Annotated in this window: 13 protein-coding genes; 10 read left to right on the plus strand and 3 right to left on the minus strand. The window is 72.4% G+C overall.

Annotation, left to right across the window (positions count from 1 at the left end; all coding sequences use genetic code 11):
- Positions 1–2 precede the first annotated feature (2 nt).
- The 8 genes from ACFT32_RS19210 (at position 3) to moeZ (ending at position 9,936) form a co-directional block, all read left to right on the plus strand.
- Positions 3–1,034: an ABC transporter permease gene (locus tag ACFT32_RS19210; RefSeq protein ID WP_382490412.1), complete on the plus strand. Its 1,032-nt coding sequence runs from the start codon at positions 3–5 to the stop codon at positions 1,032–1,034.
- A complete protein-coding gene (locus ACFT32_RS19215) occupies positions 1,031–2,029 on the plus strand; it encodes an ABC transporter permease (RefSeq protein WP_382490414.1) in 999 nt (332 codons plus the stop codon). Before ACFT32_RS19210 ends, ACFT32_RS19215 begins: the two co-directional genes overlap by 4 nt.
- Complete coding sequence (locus tag ACFT32_RS19220; protein ID WP_382490416.1) at positions 2,026–3,618, plus strand: dipeptide ABC transporter ATP-binding protein; 1,593 nt, start codon at positions 2,026–2,028, stop codon at positions 3,616–3,618. The genes ACFT32_RS19215 and ACFT32_RS19220 overlap by 4 nt, the downstream gene beginning before the upstream one ends.
- A 189-nt stretch (positions 3,619–3,807) precedes the next feature.
- A complete protein-coding gene (locus ACFT32_RS19225) occupies positions 3,808–5,502 on the plus strand; it encodes a DUF3492 domain-containing protein (RefSeq protein ID WP_382490418.1) in 1,695 nt (564 codons plus the stop codon).
- Positions 5,499–6,695 carry a hypothetical protein gene (locus ACFT32_RS19230; protein ID WP_382490420.1) on the plus strand — a complete coding sequence of 399 codons (1,197 nt, stop codon included), beginning with the start codon at positions 5,499–5,501 and terminating at the stop codon, positions 6,693–6,695. Before ACFT32_RS19225 ends, ACFT32_RS19230 begins: the two co-directional genes overlap by 4 nt.
- Before the next feature lie 293 nt (positions 6,696–6,988).
- The gene (locus tag ACFT32_RS19235) at positions 6,989–7,948 is read left to right on the plus strand and encodes an NAD-dependent epimerase/dehydratase family protein (RefSeq protein WP_382490422.1); all 960 of its coding nucleotides are present in this window, start codon (positions 6,989–6,991) and stop codon (positions 7,946–7,948) included.
- Positions 7,936–8,694 carry a spherulation-specific family 4 protein gene (locus ACFT32_RS19240; protein WP_382490424.1) on the plus strand — a complete coding sequence of 253 codons (759 nt, stop codon included), beginning with the start codon at positions 7,936–7,938 and terminating at the stop codon, positions 8,692–8,694. Before ACFT32_RS19235 ends, ACFT32_RS19240 begins: the two co-directional genes overlap by 13 nt.
- Before the next feature lie 63 nt (positions 8,695–8,757).
- Positions 8,758–9,936, plus strand: coding sequence for an adenylyltransferase/sulfurtransferase MoeZ (moeZ, locus tag ACFT32_RS19245; RefSeq protein ID WP_184590710.1), 1,179 nt, complete (start codon positions 8,758–8,760; stop codon positions 9,934–9,936).
- Between the two features lie 71 nt (positions 9,937–10,007).
- Here the strand turns inward: moeZ and ACFT32_RS19250 are convergent, their stop codons facing one another.
- The 3 genes from ACFT32_RS19250 to ACFT32_RS19260 form a co-directional block, all read right to left on the minus strand.
- A complete protein-coding gene (locus tag ACFT32_RS19250) occupies positions 10,008–11,480 on the minus strand; it encodes an alpha/beta hydrolase (protein ID WP_382490426.1) in 1,473 nt (490 codons plus the stop codon).
- Positions 11,481–11,663: 183 nt separating this feature from the next.
- Positions 11,664–13,211, minus strand: a complete 1,548-nt coding sequence (locus ACFT32_RS19255; RefSeq protein ID WP_382490428.1) for an alpha/beta hydrolase — start codon at positions 13,209–13,211, stop codon at positions 11,664–11,666.
- A 115-nt stretch (positions 13,212–13,326) separates the two neighbouring features.
- Entirely contained in the window at positions 13,327–16,056 is a 2,730-nt protein-coding gene (locus tag ACFT32_RS19260) for a lysylphosphatidylglycerol synthase domain-containing protein (protein ID WP_382490430.1), read from the minus strand.
- A gap of 186 nt (positions 16,057–16,242) precedes the next feature.
- On the opposite strand from ACFT32_RS19260, the gene ACFT32_RS19265 reads away from it, so the two are divergent.
- Entirely contained in the window at positions 16,243–16,632 is a 390-nt protein-coding gene (locus ACFT32_RS19265) for an MGMT family protein (protein WP_382490432.1), read from the plus strand.
- A 266-nt stretch (positions 16,633–16,898) separates the two neighbouring features.
- Positions 16,899–20,267 carry an ATP-dependent helicase gene (locus ACFT32_RS19270; protein ID WP_382490434.1) on the plus strand — a complete coding sequence of 1,123 codons (3,369 nt, stop codon included), beginning with the start codon at positions 16,899–16,901 and terminating at the stop codon, positions 20,265–20,267.
- The last annotated feature ends 88 nt before the right edge of the window (positions 20,268–20,355 follow it).

Below are 20,355 nucleotides of genomic sequence, written 5' to 3' on the forward strand. Positions count from 1 at the left end.
CCGTGAGTGAGGCAGTTCTCGCCGTCGGGGCTCCCGGAGCGTCCGCTCCGGGGGCCTCGGGGGCCCGTCAGTTCTGGCGGCGGCTGCGCACGCAGCGCGCCGCCCTCGTCGCGGCGGTCGTCGTCGCGCTGCTCGTCCTGATCGCGCTGGCCGCGCCCCTGCTCACGGCGATCGAGGGGCAGGATCCGACCACCTACCACCCGTCGCTCGTCGACTCCGCGCGCGGAGGCGTGCCCATCGGGTCGTTCGGGGGAGTGAGCGCCGACCACTGGCTCGGCGTCGAACCGCAGACCGGACGCGACCTGTTCGCCCGCCTGACGTACGGCGCGCGTGTGTCGCTGGGCGTGGCGCTGGCCGCGACGGTGGTGCAGGTGCTGCTGGGTGTCGTGCTGGGCGTGATCGCGGGGCTCGGCAACCGCTGGGTGGACCTCGCCGTCACCCGGATCGCCGACATCTTCGTGTCCATGCCGCTGATGGTCATCGCGCTGGCCCTGCTCGCCATCGTGCCCACGAGCTTCCCGCGTCCCGTCCTGGTCGCCCTCGTCGTGGGGCTGGTCTCCGGCTGGGGCACGCTGGCCAAGATGGTGCGCGCGCAGACACTCACCCTCAAACAGCTCGACTACGTCTCCGCGGCACGGCTCAGCGGCTGGGGCACCGCGCGGATCGCACGCCGCGAACTGCTGCCCGGCCTCGCGGCGCCCGTCATCACGTACTCGGCGCTGCTCATCCCACAGAACATCACCGTCGAGGCGGCGCTGTCCTTCCTCGGCGTGGGCGTGAAGCCGCCGACGCCGTCCTGGGGGCAGATGCTCACCGCGGCCGACGTCTGGTACCAGGCGGCCCCGCAGTACCTGCTGCTGCCCGCGGGCGCGCTGTTCGTGACCGTGCTGGCCCTGACCGTCCTCGGCGACGGTGTGCGCACCGCCCTCGACCCGCGCGCGGCCTCACGGCTGCGCATCGGGACGGGACGGAAGCGGGAAGCGAAGGCTGCCGAGGGAGAGGCCGAGGCGGCCAAGGGAGGGGGTGCGGCATGAGCGGCTTCGGCGGTTTCGTGCTGCGCCGCCTGCTCGGCGCCCTGGTCACCCTCTTCGCCATCTCCGTGATCATCTACGTCGTCTTCTACGCCACGCCCGGCAACGTCGCCCAGATCACCTGCGGCCCGCGCTGCTCACCGGAACAGGTCCACCAGGTCGCCCAGCAACTGAGGCTCGACGACCCGCTGTACGTGCGGTACTGGCACTTCCTGTCGGGCCTGGTCGCCGGCCAGGACTTCTCGACCGGTACGTCCGTGCAGCACTGCCCGGCGCCCTGCCTCGGACTGTCGTACCAGAGCGACCAGCCGGTCACGGACCTGATCCTGGCGAAGCTGCCGGTCACCGGCTCGCTCGCGCTCGGTGCCATGGTGCTGTGGCTGATCATCGGCATCGGCACCGGCGTGCTGTCGGTGTGGCGGCGCGGCCGGCTCACGGAGCGGCTGCTGACCGGCCTCACGCTGGTCGGCACGGCCACGCCCGTCTTCGTCATCGGACTGGTCCTGATGATCGTCGTCTGCGGACAGCTGCAACTGCTGCCGTTCCCGCAGTACGTCGCCTTCACCGACGACCCCGAGCAGTGGGCCTGGAACCTGCTGCTGCCCTGGCTGTCGCTCGCGCTGATCGAGTCGGCCACCTACGCCCGGCTGACCCGGGCCGCGATGCTGGAGACCCTCGCCGAGGACCATGTGCGGACCTTCCGGGCGTACGGCATCGGGGAGCGGGCCATCATCGGGCGGCACGCGCTGCGCGGCGCGGTGGCACCGCTCATCGCCGTGAACGCCAACAACCTCGGGGTCCTCTTCGGCGGTGCCGTCCTCACCGAGACGCTCTTCGGGCTGCCCGGCATCGGACAGGCGCTGGTGGGGGCGGTGAAGGTCGTCGACCTGCCGGTGGTCGTCGGCATGGTCCTGGTGACCGGTTTCTTCGTGGTCCTCGCCAACGCCGTCGCCGACGTGCTGTACGCGGTGGCCGACCGACGGGTGGTGCTGACATGAGCCTGGTCGACGTGACCGACCTCAGCGTGGACTTCGGCGAACTTCGTGCCGTCGACGGACTCTCCTTCCGCCTGGAACAGGGCGCCGCGCTGGCCCTGGTCGGCGAGTCCGGCTCCGGCAAGTCGACCGTGGCGTCCGCCCTGCTCGGCCTGCACCGCGGCACGGGAGCGCGGGTCGGGGGCTCGGTCGAGGTGGCCGGCACCGACGTACAGCGGGCCTCCGACGAGGAACTGCGGCGGCTGCGCGGCGGTCAGGCCGCGATGGTGTTCCAGGATCCGCTGTCCTCCCTCGACCCGTACTACGCGATCGGTGACCAGATCGCCGAGGTGTACCGCGCCCACGCACGCGCTTCCCGGCGGGCGGCACGCGCGCGTGCCGTCGACGTCCTGGACCGGGTGGGGATCCCGGACGCGGCACGGCGGTCGCGGTCCCGGCCGCACGAGTTCAGCGGCGGGATGCGCCAGCGCGCCCTGATCGCCATGGCGCTCGCGTGCGAGCCCCGACTGCTGATCGCCGACGAGCCGACGACCGCCCTCGACGTCACCGTCCAGGCCCAGGTCCTCGACCTGCTGCACACGCTGCGCGAGGAGACCGGCATGGGCCTGCTGCTCGTCACCCACGACGTGGGCGTCGCCGCCGAGAGCGTCGACGAGGTGCTGGTGATGCGGCACGGGCGGGCGGTCGAGCACGGCCCGGTGTCGGGGGTACTGGGCGCTCCGGCCCAGCCGTACACCCGGGAACTGCTGGCCGCGGTGCCACGGCTGGACGCGCCCTGGAAGGCCTCCTCGGCGCCCGAGGAGATCGTCCTGGAGGCGACCGGCCTCAGGCGCGTGTTCGGGCGCGGGAAGCGGGCGTTCACGGCCGTGGACGATGTGTCGCTGACCCTGCGGCGCGGTGAGACGCTCGGCATCGTGGGCGAGAGCGGCAGTGGGAAGACGACCCTGGGGCGCATGCTCGTCGGGCTGCTGGAGCCGACGGCCGGAGCGCTGAGGTTCGGGGGCCGCGCGCACACCGGGGTGAACCCGGCCGTGCAGATGGTCTTCCAGGACCCGGTCTCCTCCCTCAACCCCCGCCGCAGCGTGGGCGAGTCCATCGCCGATCCGCTCCGCGCGCGCGGCGAGTCCGAGGAGGGGCGCATCCGTCAGCGCGTGGCGGAACTGCTGGAGCGCGTGGGGCTCGAAGCGGCGCACCACGACCGCTACCCGCACGAGTTCAGCGGCGGCCAGCGCCAGCGCATCGGAATCGCGCGGGCGCTCGCGGCCGACCCGCGCGTCATCGTCTGCGACGAGCCGGTCTCGGCCCTCGACGTCACCACCCAGGCGCATGTGGTCGACCTGCTGGGGGAGTTGCAGCACGAACTCGGGCTCGCGCTGGTCTTCATCGCGCACGACCTGGCCGTCGTACGCCAGGTCAGCGACCGGGTCGCGGTGATGCGGGAGGGCCGGATCGTCGAGGAAGGGCCCGTCGCCGAGGTGTACGGGTCGCCGCGAGAGCCCTACACCAGGCAGCTGCTGGCCGCGGTCCCGGCGCTCGACCCGGAGGCCGCCGCGCGACGCCGGGCGGAGCGACGGGAGTTGGCCGCGGCATGACGATCCGTGTCCGCTTGATCTCCTAGCGCGACAGAACGCGACCCGCACGCGAAAGTTACGACCGTTCACCCCTTTTGGTGGTGCGACGGACAACCGTCCGTCGTACCACCGCCTTGACCGCATACGTTCGTCCCGCTGCGAGCCGCCGGGCAACGGCGGCTCCCCATACGGGAGATCGGGGGTGCACACGTGCGCATCGGACTGCTTACCGAGGGTGGCTATCCGTATGTGAGCGGTGACGCCAGGCTCTGGTGCGACCGGCTGGTGCGCGGGCTCGCACAGCACGAGTTCGACGTCTACGCGCTCAGCCGCAGTGAACACCAGGAGGACGAGGGCTGGACCCCGCTGTCGCCGAACGTCCGCAGGGTGCGCACCGCATCGCTGTGGATGGCCGAGGACGACGGGGTGATCCTGGGCCGCCGCGCACGCCGGCGGTTCACCGAATACTTCGGCGAACTGGCTGCCGTGCTGTGCGGCGCGGCGTCCGAGGGCGGGACGTCGACCCCCGAGGCGGACCGTTTCGCCAACGCTCTGTACGGCCTCGCCGGACTCGCCCGCGAGGAGGGCGGCCTCGCCGGAGCTCTCCGCTCCGAGGCCGCCGTACGCGCGCTGGAACGCGCCTGTCGTGCGCCGGGCGCCCACCGCGCCGCGCGTGAGGCCCGGGTCCCGGATCTGCTCGCCGTGGCCGCGCACCTCGAACGGGCGCTGCGCCCCCTCTCCCTCGACTGGTACGAGGACGACGGACTGGGTGCGGTCGACCTCTGCCACGCCGCATCCGGCGGCCCGGCCGCCCTGCCGGGCCTGCTGGCCCGCCACTTCACCGGCGTCCCCCTGCTGGTGACCGAGTACGGCGTGCGCCTGCGGACGCACTACCTCACCGCCCCCGACGCCCCGCCCGCCGTACGGTCCCTGCTGGCCGCCTTCCACGGCAGACTCGCCGCCGAGGCCTACGGCCAGGCCGAGGTCGTCACCGCCGGCAACACGCACGCCCGCCGCTGGCAGGAGCGCTGCGGTGCCGACCGCGAGAAGCTCCGCACGGTCTACCCCGGCATGGACGCCCGGCCCTACGCGGAGGTGGGCGAGTCCGCAGAGTGCGCCGACCCGGACGCGCTCGTCTGGGTCGGCCGCGTCGAGCCCGCCAAGGACCTGGTCTCGCTGCTGCACGCCTTCGCCGAGATCCGCAAGCAGGAGCCGAAGACGCGACTGCGGATCGTCGGCGCCCCCGCCGGCACCGAGGGCGCGGCCTATCTCGCCCACTGCAGGGCGCTGGCCGCCCATCTCTTCCCCGACGAGGCCGAGGGTCCGCACGCCGCCGGTCACAACCCGGTGTCGTTCGAGGAGGTAGGCGGGCCGGAACTCCCGGCCCTCGCCGACGCCTACGCCTCGGGAGCCGTGACCGTGCTGTCCAGCGTCGTCGAGGGCTTCCCGGTCGGCCTTGCCGAGGCCATGCTCTGCGGGCGCGCGACGGTGTCGACGGATGTCGGCGCGGTCGTGGAGGTCATCGGCGGCACGGGGCTGGTCGTACCCCCGCGCAATCCGCGGGCGCTCGCCGAGGCGTGCGTCGCGCTGCTGCGCGACCCGGAGCGCCGTGAGCGCCTGGGCGCCGCCGCCCGGGCCCGTGCCCTCGAACTGTTCACGGTCGAGCAGAACATCGAGGCATTTCACAGCATTTACCTGGAGATCGTCTCGCGCGCTCCCGTCCGCCGTGACGTCTTCGACGCGGCGGGGGAACCGCTGCCCTTCGCGGTGCCCGCCGAGGCCCGTGTCCCGGTCCGCTGGGCCGCCCCGACACCCGGCCTCGCCGCCCGCGGCGTCCCCGGCTGGGCCGGAGACAGTCCCGTACGAGCCACCACTCCCGTCCCCGCCCCGGAGAGAGCGCGATGAACGACTTGGGCGAACTGGACCGTCCTGGAACACCGGCCCCGGAACCGGCCGCCGACCGCGAACACCCCGGGAAACAGGAGTCGGCCGCAGACCGCAAGCCGCCCTCCCCGCGCCGTGGCGCCGACCCCGTGAAGGCGCTGATGCACCGTCACCGGGAACTCTGCGAACGCGCGGTGGACCCCCTCGAGATCGCGGCGGGACTGGAAGCGCACGGCATCACCGAGCGGACCGCGGCCCGCTTCCGCCACCGGGACGTCTTCTCCCTCGCCGAGGAGATGTACGCCCGAGTCACCCGGGACGGGGACGTACCCGCGCCCCCGGCGCCCGCCGCCCCCCGGGCGCGTGCGGACTGGGTCCTCCTGACACTCCTGCCGGGCACGCTGTGCGCCGCCACCGTGGCCGCCGCGCACCTCACCCATGGCCGCTCGCGCCTGTTCGCCACGGCAGCGGGCATCCTCGCCGTGGGCCTGGCCCTCCGCGCCGCCCTCCGCCGAGGCCCCCTGAGCAGGACCGACCGCACCGCCCCCGGCAGAGGCACCCTCGGGTTCTCCTGGCTCATCGGCTACTCCCTCCTGGGCAACGGCCTGCTCCAGAGCGCCGTCACCGGCGGCCCCGACGGTCTGCCCACGGGCACGGCCGACAGTCCCTGGCCCCTCACCGCCGCCCCGGTCCTGGCCCTCGCCCTGGCGTGCGCGCCCGCTGCCTGGACCGCCCACCTCTTCACCGCGCGCGGCCGCCGCAGGCTCGCGGCAAGCCGCGGCCTCGAGGACTTCGCCGCCGCCGTACGACCGCTCCTGCTCGGCACAGTCGTCCTCTTCCTGGGCGCGCTGGCGGCCCTGCTCGCCCTCTGCGCGGCAGTCCTCGACGAGCCCGCGGGCTACGCGGAGGCCCTCGCCCTGGGCGCCCTCCTCTTCATCGCCCGCCTCCTCGCCACCCACGGGTTCGCCTACGCCCCGGCCGTGGTCCTCACCGCGACGGCCACGGTCCAGGCAGCCGCCCTCGCCACGGTCTTCATCGCCCGCCTCCCCGGTCTCGGCTTCCTGGGCACCCCCGTGGAGACCCTCGTCACCCTCTGGGGCGCCGGCAGCGTCCCCACCCTCGCCTGCGGAGCGGCGGCCCTCGCCCTCCTCGTCCACGCGACGCGCAAGCTGACCAGGGCCTCGGCCCACGCACCGCCGGCCCCCTCGCCCTGACCACCGCGGGAGCCCGGACCGCCCGAACCGGCCTCGAGCCACCGGCGGTCCCGGCCCTCGAAGCCGTCGGCGCGTGATTCCCGGGCGAGCGACTCCCCAAAGAGCCGCTACCGCCCGAAGAGAGCCATCGCCCGAAGAGAGCCATCGCCCGAAGAGCCGTCACCGCGTCGCCGCAGACACCGGCCCACCGCCGGAGGCACCCGCCCCGTCCCGTCCGCCCCGCACCAACCCGCACCAAGGAGAACCCCGATGACCACCCACCCAGGAGTCCCAGCCGCCCCGGGAGTCGCGCGATGAGAGTCCTGCTGATCGGAGCCAACGGCTACATCGGGCGCTTCGTCGCCGACCGCCTGCTCGCCGACCCGGCCGTGCAGCTCACCGCCCTCGGCCGCGGCGACGACGCCGACGTCCGCTTCGATCTCGCTTCCGGCAGCCCCGGCGCGCTCACCCGCTTCCTCGACGCGGTCCACCCGGGCGTCGTCGTCAACTGCGCCGGCGCCACCAGGGGCGGTGCCCGCGAACTCACCCGCCACAACACCGTCGCCGTGGCCACCGTCTGCGAGGCCCTGCGCCGCAGCGGCTGCGGGGCCCGTCTGGTGCAGATCGGGTGCAGCGCGGAGTACGGCCCCAGCCAGCCCGGCTCCTCCACGGCCGAGGACGCCGTCCCACGGCCCGGAGGCCCGTACGGCGTCAGCAAACTCGCCGCCACCGAACTGGTCCTCGGCTCCGGCCTGGACGCCGTCGTCCTGCGCGTCTTCTCCCCGGCCGGACCCGGCACCCCCGCCGGTTCCCCGCTCGGGCGTCTCGCCGAGGCCATGCGCCGCGCCATGCAGTCCGGCGACGGCGAGCTGAAACTCGGCGGCCTGGGCGCGCAGCGCGATTTCGTCGACGTCCGCGACGTGGCCCGCGCCGTCCACGCGGCCTCGCTCTCCGCCGCGCAGGGCGTCATCAACATCGGCTCCGGCCGCGCCGTGCGCCTGCGCGACGCCGCCGCGGTCCTCGCCCGCGTGGCCGGATACGGCGGCGCCCTCCATGAACTCGACGGGCCTCCCGGCGCGCTTCGCCCGGCCATCGGCCACCCCCGTCCGGACTCGGACCACGGCCCCCAGGTCGCGTACCCGTACCCCGACGGCTGCGGCAGCTGGCAGCAGGCCGACGTGCGCACCGCCCGTGACCGGCTCGGCTGGCGCCCCCGGATCGGCCTCGAGGAGTCCCTCGCGGACATCTGGATGGAGGCGGCATGCCGCATCTGACCAGCACACGACCACGCAACTCCGGCACGGAACTCCGCCCCGGCGTCGCCGTCCCCGGCTACGCCCACCCCCTCCTCGCCCCCACCGAGTGGGGCGAACTCACCCGCCCCGGCACCCCGCTGCACTGGGTCGTCCTCAACGTCGCCGACGGCCCCGGCGCCCGCCCCGACCCGCACTGTCTGGAGGCGGCCGGCCGCCTGCGCAACGCGGGCATCCGGGTCCTGGGCCATCTCGACACCCGGTACGGCACCCGGAACTTCGGCGAGCTGATCTCGGACGCCCACCGGTTCGTCGACTGGTACCAGGTCGACGGCTTCCTCCTGGAGCGCTGCCCGGCGGACCACGTCGCGCTGCCCGAGGTGCGCCGTACGGTCGCCACGCTCCGTGTGATCCGTGCCGAGGCCCACATCGTCCTCGGCCACGGCATCCATCCGCACCCGGGGTACGTCGAACTCGCCGACCAGCTGGTCACCTTCTCCGGCCCGTGGAGCGACTACCGCTGGTCGCAGGTGGCCGAGTGGACCGCCGACCACTCGCCCGAGCGCTTCTGCCACTTCGTCCACGGAGTGCCCCGCCCCCAGCTGGGGGAGGCGCTGGGCATCGCCCGCTGGCAGGGTGCCGCGACGATCTACTTCACCGATCGCACGGACCGCACGGACCGCGGCGGACCTACCGATCCCTGGGAGGCCATGCCCGGCTACTGGGACGAAATCGTCTCGCGTGTCGGAACGGGTGTCTCGGAATGAAAAAGCACATGGCACTGTTACGGGGAGAACAACCGTAGTGATTGACCGACCAACGGAGTCCCCGTGTCGCTGCCACCCCTGGTCGAGCCGGCTTCCGAGCTCACCGTAGACGAGGTCCGCAGGTACTCCCGCCACCTGATCATCCCCGACGTCGGGATGGACGGGCAGAAGCGGCTGAAGAACGCCAAGGTGCTGTGTGTGGGCGCCGGCGGCCTGGGCTCGCCGGCGCTGATGTACCTGGCCGCCGCGGGCGTCGGCACCCTCGGCATCGTGGAGTTCGACGAGGTCGACGAGTCGAATCTGCAGCGCCAGATCATCCACAGCCAGGCCGACATCGGCCGCCCCAAGGCCGAGTCCGCCCGTGACTCCGTCCTCGGCATCAACCCGTACGTGAACGTGATCCTTCACGAGGAGCGGCTCGAGGCCGACAACGTGATGGACATCTTCAGCCAGTACGACCTGATCGTCGACGGCACGGACAACTTCGCGACCCGCTACCTGGTCAACGACGCCTGCGTGCTGCTGAACAAGCCGTACGTCTGGGGCTCGATCTACCGCTTCGACGGCCAGGCCTCCGTCTTCTGGTCCGAGCACGGCCCCTGCTACCGCTGCCTCTACCCGGAGCCCCCGCCCCCCGGCATGGTCCCCTCCTGCGCCGAAGGCGGCGTCCTGGGCGTGCTGTGCGCGTCCATCGGCTCCATCCAGGTCAACGAGGCCATCAAGCTGCTCGCCGGCATCGGCGACCCGCTGGTCGGCCGACTGATGATCTACGACGCCCTGGAGATGCAGTACCGCCAGGTCAAGGTCCGCAAGGACCCGGACTGCGCGGTCTGCGGCGAGAACCCGACCGTCACCGAGCTCATCGACTACGAGGCCTTCTGCGGCGTCGTCTCCGAGGAGGCCCAGGCGGCGGCCGCCGACTCCACGATCACTCCCAAGCAGCTCAAGGAGTGGATCGACGACGGCGAGGGCATCGACATCATCGACGTCCGCGAGCCGAACGAGTACGAGATCGTCTCCATCCCGGGCGCCCGGCTGATCCCGAAGAACGAGTTCCTCATGGGCACCGCCCTGGAGAGCCTCCCGCAGGACAAGAAGATCGTCCTGCACTGCAAGACGGGTGTCCGCAGTGCGGAAGTCCTCGCGGTCCTGAAGTCCGCGGGCTTCTCGGACGCGGTCCACGTCGGCGGCGGCGTGATCGGCTGGGTCAACCAGATCGAGCCGGACAAGCCGGTGTACTGAGCCGTATCCGGCCTCCCTTTCCGAGCGGCGGGGGCCTCGGGCACCACGGGTGCGCGAAGCCCCCGCCGTCGTCATGAGCAGACCTTGCCGTCCTTCGGGACCGACCCGTCCAGCAGATACGCGTTCACCGTGGAGTCCACGCAGTCGCTCCCGCTGCCGTACGCGCCATGGCCCTGGCCCCGCCAGGTGAGCATCACACCGACGCCCTTGCCGAGCTCGTCGGCCATCTTCCGGGCGCCCTCGTAGGGGGTTGCCGGGTCGCCGGTGTTGCCGATCACCAGGACCGGCGCCGAGCCGGGGGCGCTCACCTCCGGGGTGTCGTGCTGTCCGGGCACCGGCCAGTCGTGGCACCAGCCGGCCGTGTCCCAGCCCAGGAAGGTGCCGAAGACCGGGGAGATCTTCTCGAAGTCCGGCAGCAGCTCCTTCGTCCGCTCCGCGGTCGGCCGCTGCCGGTCGTCCAGGCACGATATGACCCGTTGCGAGTGGGTCGTCGTGCCGTAGTGTCCCGACGGGGCGCGGTCGTTGTAGCCGTCGGCGAGGGTCAGCAGCTCCGAGCCGTCACCCCGCTCGGCCGCGTCGAGGGCGCTGGTCAGCGTCGGCCAGCTCTCCTTGTTGTACAGCGGCAGGGTGAGGCCGGTGACCGCGAGCGTCTGGGTCAGCTTCCGCCCGGGCGTGGCCGTCGGCAGGGGCCGGGTGTCGATCCGTCGCAGCAGGGCCGCGATCTTCCGCGTGCCCTTCTGAGGGTCCTGGCCCGTGGACTCGAGATAGCCGTTCAGTGCGCGCTGGAAGCCCCTGGCCTGGTTCCGGGCATGGCCCACGGTGTCGGCGCCGGGGTCGACGACCGCGTCCAGTGTCATCCGCCCGACGTTCTTCGGGAACAAGTGGGCATAGGTGCCGCCCAGTTCGGTGCCGTAGGAGATGCCGAAGTAATGCATCTTGTCGTCGCCGAGGACCTCCCGGATGCGGTCCATGTCGCGGGCCGAGTCGGCGGTCGAGACATGCGCCATGAGCTTCCCGGCGTCCTTGCGGCAGCCCTCGCCGAAGTCGGCGGCGTCCTGGAAGTACGCCTTCTCCTCGGCCGGTGTGTCGGGGGTGACGTCCACCGACTCGGCGGCCTGGATCTCCTTGTCGCCGCGGCAGCGAACGCCCTCGCTGGCGCCCACCCCGCGCGGGTCCCAGCTGACCAGGTCGTACCGCTCGCGGAGCCCGGAGACCGCCGGGGCGTACGACGGCATCGTGGACAGGCCCGAGGCGCCGGGGCCGCCGAAGTTGAACAGGAGCGAGCCGACGCGGTCCTCGCCGCGGGCCTTGGCGCGGATCAGTCCCAGTCCGATCGTCTCGCCCTCCGGCTTCGACCAGTCCAGCGGCACCTTCAGCGTCGCGCACTGCCAGTCGCTGCTCGGCGCGGGGGCGTCGGCGGTGGCCTTGCAGCGGCCCCAGGAGAGCCCGCCGCCCTTGTCGTCGTCGGACGAGCCGCCGCTGCAGCCCGCCGCAAGCAGTGCCGAGGCGACCGCCACAGCGGTCCACCGTACGAAGCGCGACATGCGCCCAGTCCCCCCTCGCAGGCCGTCCGCACCGTGCTGCGGATGGCGGTCAGGCCATGGTAGGCAGATCCCGCGTCGGCCGCTCCGGCCTGTGGATAACCTTCTGACCTGCGCCTTTGCTGAGGCTGAGGCTGTGGCTGTTCTCAGGTTCCCTGGTTCCCTGGTTCTCAGGGGCTCAGGGGCTCAGGTGCAGACCGTCCCCGCCGGCGGCACCTTTCCGTCCAGCAGATAGCCGTTCACCGCGCTCTGCACACACTTGTTCTTGCTGTTGTAGGCGCCGTGCCCCTGTCCCCGGTACGTCAGCTCGACACCGACACCCTTGCCCAGCGCTTCCGCCATCTGCCGGGCGCCCTCGTAGGGGGTGGCCGGGTCGCCGGTGTTTCCGACGACCAGGATCGGCGCCGAGCCCGGCGCGCTCACGTCCGGGTGGTCGGCGGCGCCCGCCACGGCCCAGTCGGTGCAGCCGATCATGCCCCACGCCATGGAGTCGCCGAACAGGGCGGACGCGGAGCGGAACTCGGGCAGCTTCCGCTCCACATAGGCGGTGTCGTAGCGCGCCTTGGAGTCGGAGCAGCTGATGGCGGTGTGGGCGGCGGTCGAGTTGTCGTACTCGCCGTTCTCGCTGCGCCCGTTGCTCGAGTCGGACAGCAGCAACAGGATGCTGCCGTCGCCGTCGTACGCCTGCTCGAGGCCCTGCGTGAGGTACTCCCAGAAGTCCTGCGAGTACAGCGCCTGCAGGATGCCGTTGGTCGCCGCGGTCTGGGTCAGCTCACGGGGGAAGACGCCCGGAATCGGCTTGCGGTCGAGGTCCTTCAGCAGTGTGGCGATACGGTCCTTCACATTCTGCGCGCTGTCGCCGATGGGGCATTCCTCGGTCTTGGACACGCAGTCCTCGGCGAAGTTGTCGAGCGCGAGCTGGAAGCCCTTTGCCTGTCCGAGCGAGCCCTGCTCGGAGTTCTGCGTGGGATCGACGACGGCGTCGAACACGGCACGACCGACCCGCTTGGGGAACAGGTGCGCGTAGACGCCGCCGAGTTCGGTGCCGTAGGAGATGCCGAAGTAGTGCAGCTTGTCGTCGCCGAGGACCTGGCGCATCAGGTCCAGGTCGCGGGCCGCGTCGGTAGTGCGCACATGTGGCAGGACCGTCTCGGAGTTCTGCTCGCAGGCGTCGTTGAACTCCTTGGTGCTGTCCAGGAGCTCGGTGCGTTCGGCCGTGTCGTCGGGCGTGCCGTCCTGCTGGAAGTACGCGTCGAGCTGCTGGTCGTTCTCGCAGATCACGGGGTCGCTGCGGCCCACTCCGCGCGGGTCGAAGCTGACCAGGTCGTAGCGGGTGCGCAGGGTCTCGTAGTCCTCGGCGAAGCCGGGCAGTGCGGTGACGCCCGAGCCGCCGGGTCCGCCGAAGTTGAAGATGAGCGAGCCGATGCGTTCGCTCGCGTCGCCGGTGGTCCTGACCCGGATCAGCTCGATGCCGATCGTGTCGCCCTTAGGGTCGCCCCAGTCGAGAGGGGCCTTCATGGTGGCGCACTGCCACTCGCCGTTGTCCGGCAGGGGAGAGGGGGCGGGGCCTTCGCCCTGGGCCTCGTCGGGAGCCGGGCAGGCCTTCCAGCTCAGTTCCTGCCGAGTGAGGTCCTCGTCCTTGGCGTCGTCGTCACCGCAGCCCGCCAGCACGGTGGACAGCAGCACGGCGATGGCGGTCAGGACGACGGCGCGCAGCCGGAGGAGCGATGGCATGGTTCCATCCTGCGGCGGCACGCAGGCGTACGCGCGGGACGCGTGTCGTACGAGGTAGGAGGGGCCGGTGTTGCCAAGAGGTGTGCCGAAATCCCCGCCCGCAAGGCCACCGGCGTCAGAGGGCCTGCTTGCGGGTGAGGTGGTTGAAGGCCAGCCAGCCCGGCAGCACGGGCAGCCACAGCGTCAGCAGGCGGAACAGCAGCACGGCCGGTGCAGCGACCTCCTTCGGGAGGCCGACGGCGATGAGACCGACCGTCAGGGTCGCCTCGACCGCGCCCACACCGCCCGGTGTCGGAGCCGCGGACCCCAGGGCGTTGCCCGCGAGGAAGACGACGGCGACGCTGGCGAGGCTGATCGAGGTGGACTCGTCGCCGAACGCGCGGATCGACGCGTCCAGGCACATCACGAAGCAGGCGGTCAGCAGCAGCATGCCGCCGATGCCGGTGACCAGCTTCTGCGGCCGCTGCAGCACGTCCAGCATGCGCGGCACGACACCCGCGAACAGCGACCGCACGCGCGTGACGACGAACTTCCGCAGGAACGGCACCGAGGTCACCACGAGCACGAGCACCGCCACCGTCAGCAGACCGGCGATGACCGTCCGGGACGGCGACAGCGACGGCGTCTTCTCCGTACCGGTCAGATAGCCGAAGGCCAGCAGCATCAGGATGTGGCAGCCGAGCCCGAACAACTGCGACGCGCCCACGCTCGCCACCGCGAGCCCCGGCCGCACTCCCGCGCGCTGCAGGAAGCGCGTGTTCAGGGCGACACCGCCCACCGCCGCCGGGGCGACGATCTTCACGAACGATCCGGCGACCTGTGCCGCCACCGTCCGCAAGAACGGCACCCGCTCGGGCACGAACCCCAGCAGAGCCATCGCCGCCGCGAGGTAGCTGCACATGGAGAACAGCACCGCCGCGGCGACCCAGCCCCACTCGGCGTTCGCGATGAGCGGTCCGAACTCGATGTGCGTGAGCTGCGTCAGCAGGAAGTACGCGCCGATCGCTCCGGCCATGAAACTGATCAGTGTGCGCGGCCGTACCCGCTCCAGCCGGGCCGGCTCGACCGGTGCCTGCGGCCTGATCAGCAGCACTTCGTGGCGGATCTGCGTGAGCAGGTCCTCCTCGCGCGCCTCCTCGACGGCCTCGTCGATGGCCCGCTTCTCGGCCCGCTGCTCCGCCCGTACGGCCTTCTTGTCGGCCTTCTCAGAGACCGGAACGGCCTCGTCCGAGGACTCCTCCAGGCGCGCCTGCTTGGCCAGCCGGGACGCCTCCAGCACCGCCTCGCGCTCGCGCTGTGCCCGCTCCCGGGCCAGCTTGCGCAGCGTCGCGCGCGTGGAGCGGCTGAGCGCGATGGGCTGGAGCATCGGCAGACAGTCCGCCACCGCGTCCGGGCCGAGCACGCCCACCGCCGAGGCCACCGCCCGCTCGGCGCCCACCCGGAGGCCGAGGGTCACCAGCAGCTGGGAGATGTCCATGCGCAGCAGCAGGTCGCCGGCCGCGATCTCGCCGACGCGCAGGTCGGTGAGGATCACCGTGCCGGAACGATCCACCAGGATCGCGTCGCCCACCAGCCTGCGGTGCGCGATACGCCGGGACTGCAGGGCCTTCACCTGGTGCCAGGTGTCGCGCAGCAGATTGTCGGTGATCTCCTCGTCCGGCAGCGAGTCGAGGGTGTGTGCGCCGCTGTGCTCGTAGACGAGCATGACCGCGTCGGGGCCGAGCTCGGAGGTGGCGATCAGCTTGGGCGCGTTGGCACCGGCCGCGATGGCCGCGTACGCCAGCAGCGCCTCCTGCTCCAGGGCCTGGCGCAGCGACTGGAGGCTGCTGCGGGTGGCGAAGCCGCGCAGGGTCAGATTGCGCCACGCACGGTAGAAGAAGCCCTGGGCCTGCTGCTCCCGGTCGACCACCGTGACGTCCAGCGGCGGGCCGTCCTCGAGCGTGACGAAGTAGCGCCGGCCCCGGTCGCCGGTGTCCGGGTTGTCCGAGGTGTCCTCGCGTGACGCGCTGACCGGGCTGAAGCCGACGGTCCGCAGGCCGGCCATCAGGGTCTGTCCAGTGGGCCGGACATTGGGCGAGCCGACCGCGTAGAGCGTGCCGTAGGCCACGGTCCAGCCGATCAGCACGGTCAGGATGATCGAGAACGGGGTCGTGTACCCGGTGACGAGCATCGAGAAGGCGTCGAGCAGCAGCACGACCCACAGCACCGTGCGCCACCTGGGTCTGCGTGACATGCCGACGGCCGTCATATAGGCGATGACCGGCGCCAGATAGCCGTGCACGGGATCGGTCAGTGCGTGGATGTCCCCGGGGGAGGGCTGGGTGAGCGCCTCCTGGATCGAGCCGGGGGCGGCCCGGGCGACCCAGAGGTCGGTGGCGAGTGTCACACCGTGCGCGAGGACCGCCGCGAGCACGCCGTCGGCGATGCGCAGCCCGTCCCGTTTGATCAGCCGCTCGATGGCGAAGGCGACCGGCACCAGCAGGATCGCGATGCTGGAGGCCAGCCCCGCGATCTTGATGAGCAGATCGGGTGCCTGCCCGGTGCCCTTGTTGATGTCCTGTTCGAGCCCGGAGGTGGTGCCGTGCGCGAACGCGGCGATGCCGATCAGCACCGCGACGGCGAGCACGCCCACCAGGAGCCGCATCAGATCGGACGGACGGTGCACGCGTGCGGGGAGCAGCGGTTCGTCGCCCTCCACCTCGTCGATGTGCGTGATGTCCGGTTCCTCGGCGACCGGCCGGGCCTGCTTCCTGCCCGCCTTCGGGCCGTCGTCCGGCGTGTCCGGGCGCGACGCAGCGTCAGAGGTGCCCTCCGTGTCGTCCGGGTGCGCACCCTGTTGCTTCATCGTCTCTTCTTGGTCTCGTATCACCGGTCACCGCCCGCACGATGGTGGCATGCCGCACCGATACGCGGGGGCATCAGGGTGCACATGCGGGGGCGGACAGTCTGCCCGACGAGGTCCTGCCGGGCGAAGGAATCGCTCGGGAGTACGCGCGTCCCGTTGTCGGTGGGGTGGGGCAGGATGGGGCGGATGAGTGAGCAGAGCCTTGAGGGGGGCCGGCACGGGGACGAGCCTGCGGAAGCCCTGCCCGCGTATGCCGAGCGGGTCCTCGACGTCGCCGAACTGATCCCGCCGGGCCGTGTCATGACATACGGCGACGTCGCCGAGTGGCTCGAGGAGGGCGGTCCGCGGCAGGTCGGCCGTGTGATGGCTCTCTACGGGGGAGCCGTTCCGTGGTGGCGGGTCGTCCGCGCGGACGGTGTCCTGCTCCCGGGGCACGAGCAGCGGGCGCTCGGCCACTACCACGCGGAGGGCACGCCCCTGAAGGAGGCGAGCCGGGCCGCCGAGGGCCACCTGCCGCGGATCGACATGCGACGGGCGCGGTGGGACGGCGGCGAACGCGCGGAAGGTCACACCTGACAGCTTCCGCCATCGGGCGGCCTCCCGTGTGGCCCGTGATCCGGACGGGGGAATCGGGGCACGTCGGTGCCATGACGTACGTTCGTGAGGCGAGGGGCATGAGTGGCACGCGTGCCGCGAGTGGCCGGCGGGAAGAAGGGGAAGCCCTGCTTCCGCCTCACCCGTCGGCGTAGCGTCGGCTGCGCGTGCCCCCGTCACCCCGCGGTCACCGCCCGCCACGCGCGGTGGCCCGCCAACCAGTACTTCCACCAGGACCGGCGAACCACGTGAGCTCCTCTTCCTCCACCAGCGGCCTGTCGCACCCCTGGGTGCGGCGGGGGAGCCGTGGCGCTTACCGACTGGTACGTACCCCTCCCGCCCGGGTGGACCCCCCTCTTCTGGACGCCTCGCAGCGCTCCGTGGTTGACCACGAGGCCGGCCCGCTGCTCGTCCTCGCAGGTCCGGGCACCGGCAAGACCACCACGCTCGTCGAGTCCGTGGCCGAGCGCATCGCCCGGGGCGGGGACCCCGAGCGGGTCCTGGTCCTCACGTTCAGCCGCAAGGCGGCCGTCGAACTGCGTGACCGCATGGCCACCCGGGCCGGGGCGGCCCGTGCTCCCCGGGCGACCACCTTCCACTCGTTCTGCTACGCCCTGGTCCGTGCCCACCAGGACAGCGACCTGTTCGTGGAGCCGATGCGGCTGCTGTCCGGCCCCGAGCAGGACGTCTCCGTACGGGAGCTGCTCGCGGGCCAGGTGGACCTGGAGCGCCTCGGCCTCGCGCACGTGCGCTGGCCGGACGAACTGCGCGCCTGCCTGACCACGCGCGGTTTCGCCGACGAGGTCCGCGCGGTCCTCGCCCGCAGCCGTGAACTGGGCCTGGGGCCCGACGCCCTGGACGCGTTCGCCCGCCGTACGGGACGCCCCGACTGGCGCGCGGCTGCCGCTTTCCTGGCCGAGTACCTCGACGTGCTCGACCTCCAGGGCGTGATCGACTACGCGGAGCTCGTCCACCGCGCGGTGCTCCTCGCCTATAGGCCCGAGGTCGCGGCGTGGCTCGGCGCCCGCTACGACGCCGTCTACGTCGACGAGTACCAGGACACGGATCCCGCTCAGGTACGACTTCTGCACGCCCTGGCGGGCGGTGGCCGCACCCTTGTCGCCTTCGGTGACCCCGACCAGTCGATCTACACGTTCCGCGGGGCGGACGTGAACGGCATCCTGGACTTCCCGCACGCCTTCCCGCGCGCGGACGGCCGCCCGGCCCCCGTCGCGGTGCTGCGCACGTCCCGCCGCTCCGGCGCCGGCCTGCTGGCAGCCACCCGGCTGCTGACCCAGCGCATGCCGCTGACCCGTCTGCCCGCCGAGAAAGTGCGCGCCCACCGCGAACTCGCTCCCGTGAGGGACGGCGGCCGCGTCGAGGCGTACACGTACCCGACCTCGGGGACGGAACTGGACAACATCGCCGACATCCTCCGCAGGGCCCACCTGGAGGACGGCGTCCCCTGGAGCGAGATGGCCGTACTGGTGCGCGCCGGCTCCCGCACCGTCCCCACGGTCCGCCGCGCCCTCACGGCGGCCGGCGTCCCGGTGGACGTCGACGGCGACGACGTACCCCTGCGCCACGAACCGGCGGTGGCGCCGCTGCTGACGGCGCTTCGGGCGGTGGCCGCGGCGGAGGCGTCGAGGGCTCCCGAGGGGGAGGCGTCGAGGGCTCCCGAGGGAGAGGCCAATTCCAAGGACGTCCCTTCCGCCGAGCCGGACACCTCCTGGCCGGACATCTCCTGGCTGAACACGGAAACCGCTCTCACCCTGCTCACCTCCCCGCTCGCCAGCATGGACGCCGCCGACCTGCGCCGCCTGGGGAGGGCCCTGCGGGACGAGGAGCGGGCCGCGGGCAACGCGCTGCCGCCGCCCTCCGACGTGCTCCTGGCGCGGGCGCTCGCCGAGCCGGAGCGGCTGGCCGTGCACGACCCCGCGTACGCGCGCGGTGCCCAGCGCCTCGGTGCGCTGCTCCGCAAGGCCCGCGAGCGCCTGGCCGGCGGCGGTACGGCCGAGGAGGCGCTGTGGGACCTGTGGAACGGCACACCGTGGCCCGCGCGTCTGGAGCGGGCCGCCCGCCGGGGCGGCGCGGCCGGGCGCAACGCGGACCGCGACCTGGACGCGGTCTGCGCGCTGTTCGCGACGGCGGCCCGCGCCGAGGAGCGCACCGGAGGCCGGGGCACGCTGAACTTCCTGGAGGAGATCGAGGCCGAGGACATCGCCGCCGACACCCTCACGCGGCGTGCCGTACGCCCCGACGCCGTCCGCCTGATGACCGCACACCGCTCCAAGGGCCTTCAGTGGCGCCTCGTGGTCGTCGCCGGCGTCCAGGAGGGGCTCTGGCCCGACCTGCGCCGCCGCGGCTCCCTCCTGGAGGCCGACCGCATCGGGCGCGACGGACTCGCCGAACCCCTCACCCCCGGCGCACTGCTCGCCGAGGAACGCCGCCTGTTCTACGTGGCCGCCACACGCGCGCGTGAACGCCTGGTCGTCACCGCCGTCAAGGCCCCGGCGGACGACGGTGACCAGCCCTCCCGCTTCCTCACCGAACTCGGCGTCGAACCCAAGGACGTCACCGGACGCCCGCGCCGCCCGCTGTCCGTCGCGGCACTCGTCGCCGAGCTGCGCGCCACCACGGTCGACCCGCGCGTCTCCGACGCCCTCCGGGAAGCGGCCGCACGCCGCCTGGCCCGGCTCGCCGCCCTCGCCGACGAGGACGGCCGCCCCCTGGTGCCGTCCGCACACCCCTACCGCTGGTGGGGCATGTTCGAGCCGACTCACTCCAAGGTGCCGCTGCGCAACCGCGACCAGCCCGTCGTGCTCTCCGGCAGCGCCCTCGACCAACTGGCCAACACCTGCGCCCTGCAGTGGTTCCTGGGCCGCGAGGTGAAGGCAGACGCGCCCGCGACCGCCGCGCAGGGCTTCGGCAACGTGGTGCACGTCCTCGCCGACGAGGTCGCCTCCGGACACACCCCGGCAGACCTGTCCGTCCTCATGGAACGCCTCGACTCCGTGTGGAACGCCCTCGCCTTCGACGCGCCCTGGAAGTCGGACCAGGAGAAGGACAACGCGCGCGTGGCGCTCGAACGATTCCTTCAGTGGCACGTCATGGACCGCACCGGGCGGACCCCGGTAGCCAGCGAGCACGACTTCGACGTCACCCTCGAAGCGGGCGACTACCAGGTGCGCATCCGGGGCCAGATGGACCGCGTGGAGGCGGACGGTGACGGCCGCGCCTACGTGGTCGACTTCAAGACCGGCAAGCAGGCGCCCACCGGCAAAGAGGTCGAGCGCCATCCGCAGCTCGCCGTCTACCAGCTGGCCGTCGGTGAGGGCGCCGTCGACGACGCCTTCGACGGCGTGCGTCCCGAGCCGGGCGGCGCCGAACTCGTCCATCTCCGCCAGGGCGCCGCCCAGCGCGACGGTGGCGAGACCCTGCCCAAGGTGCAGGCCCAGGAGCCGCTGGAGGGGGAGTGGGTCGGTGATCTGCTGGCCACCGCCGCCGGCAAGGTCCTCGACGAGCGGTTCACACCGACCGCCGGGCAGCACTGCACGCACTGCGCGTTCCGGGCCTCGTGCAGCGCCCGGCAGGAGGGCCGTCATGTTGTCGAGTGATCTATCGCACCACATGCGCTGACCTGGGCTTCCTCCGCCCCGGAGGCCGATCCGGCCGCCACTGTCAGTGGCCGCCACTAGCCTCTCT

Source organism: Streptomyces sp. NPDC057002, assembly GCF_042673825.1.
In the GTDB taxonomy this organism is placed as follows: domain Bacteria; phylum Actinomycetota; class Actinomycetes; order Streptomycetales; family Streptomycetaceae; genus Streptomyces.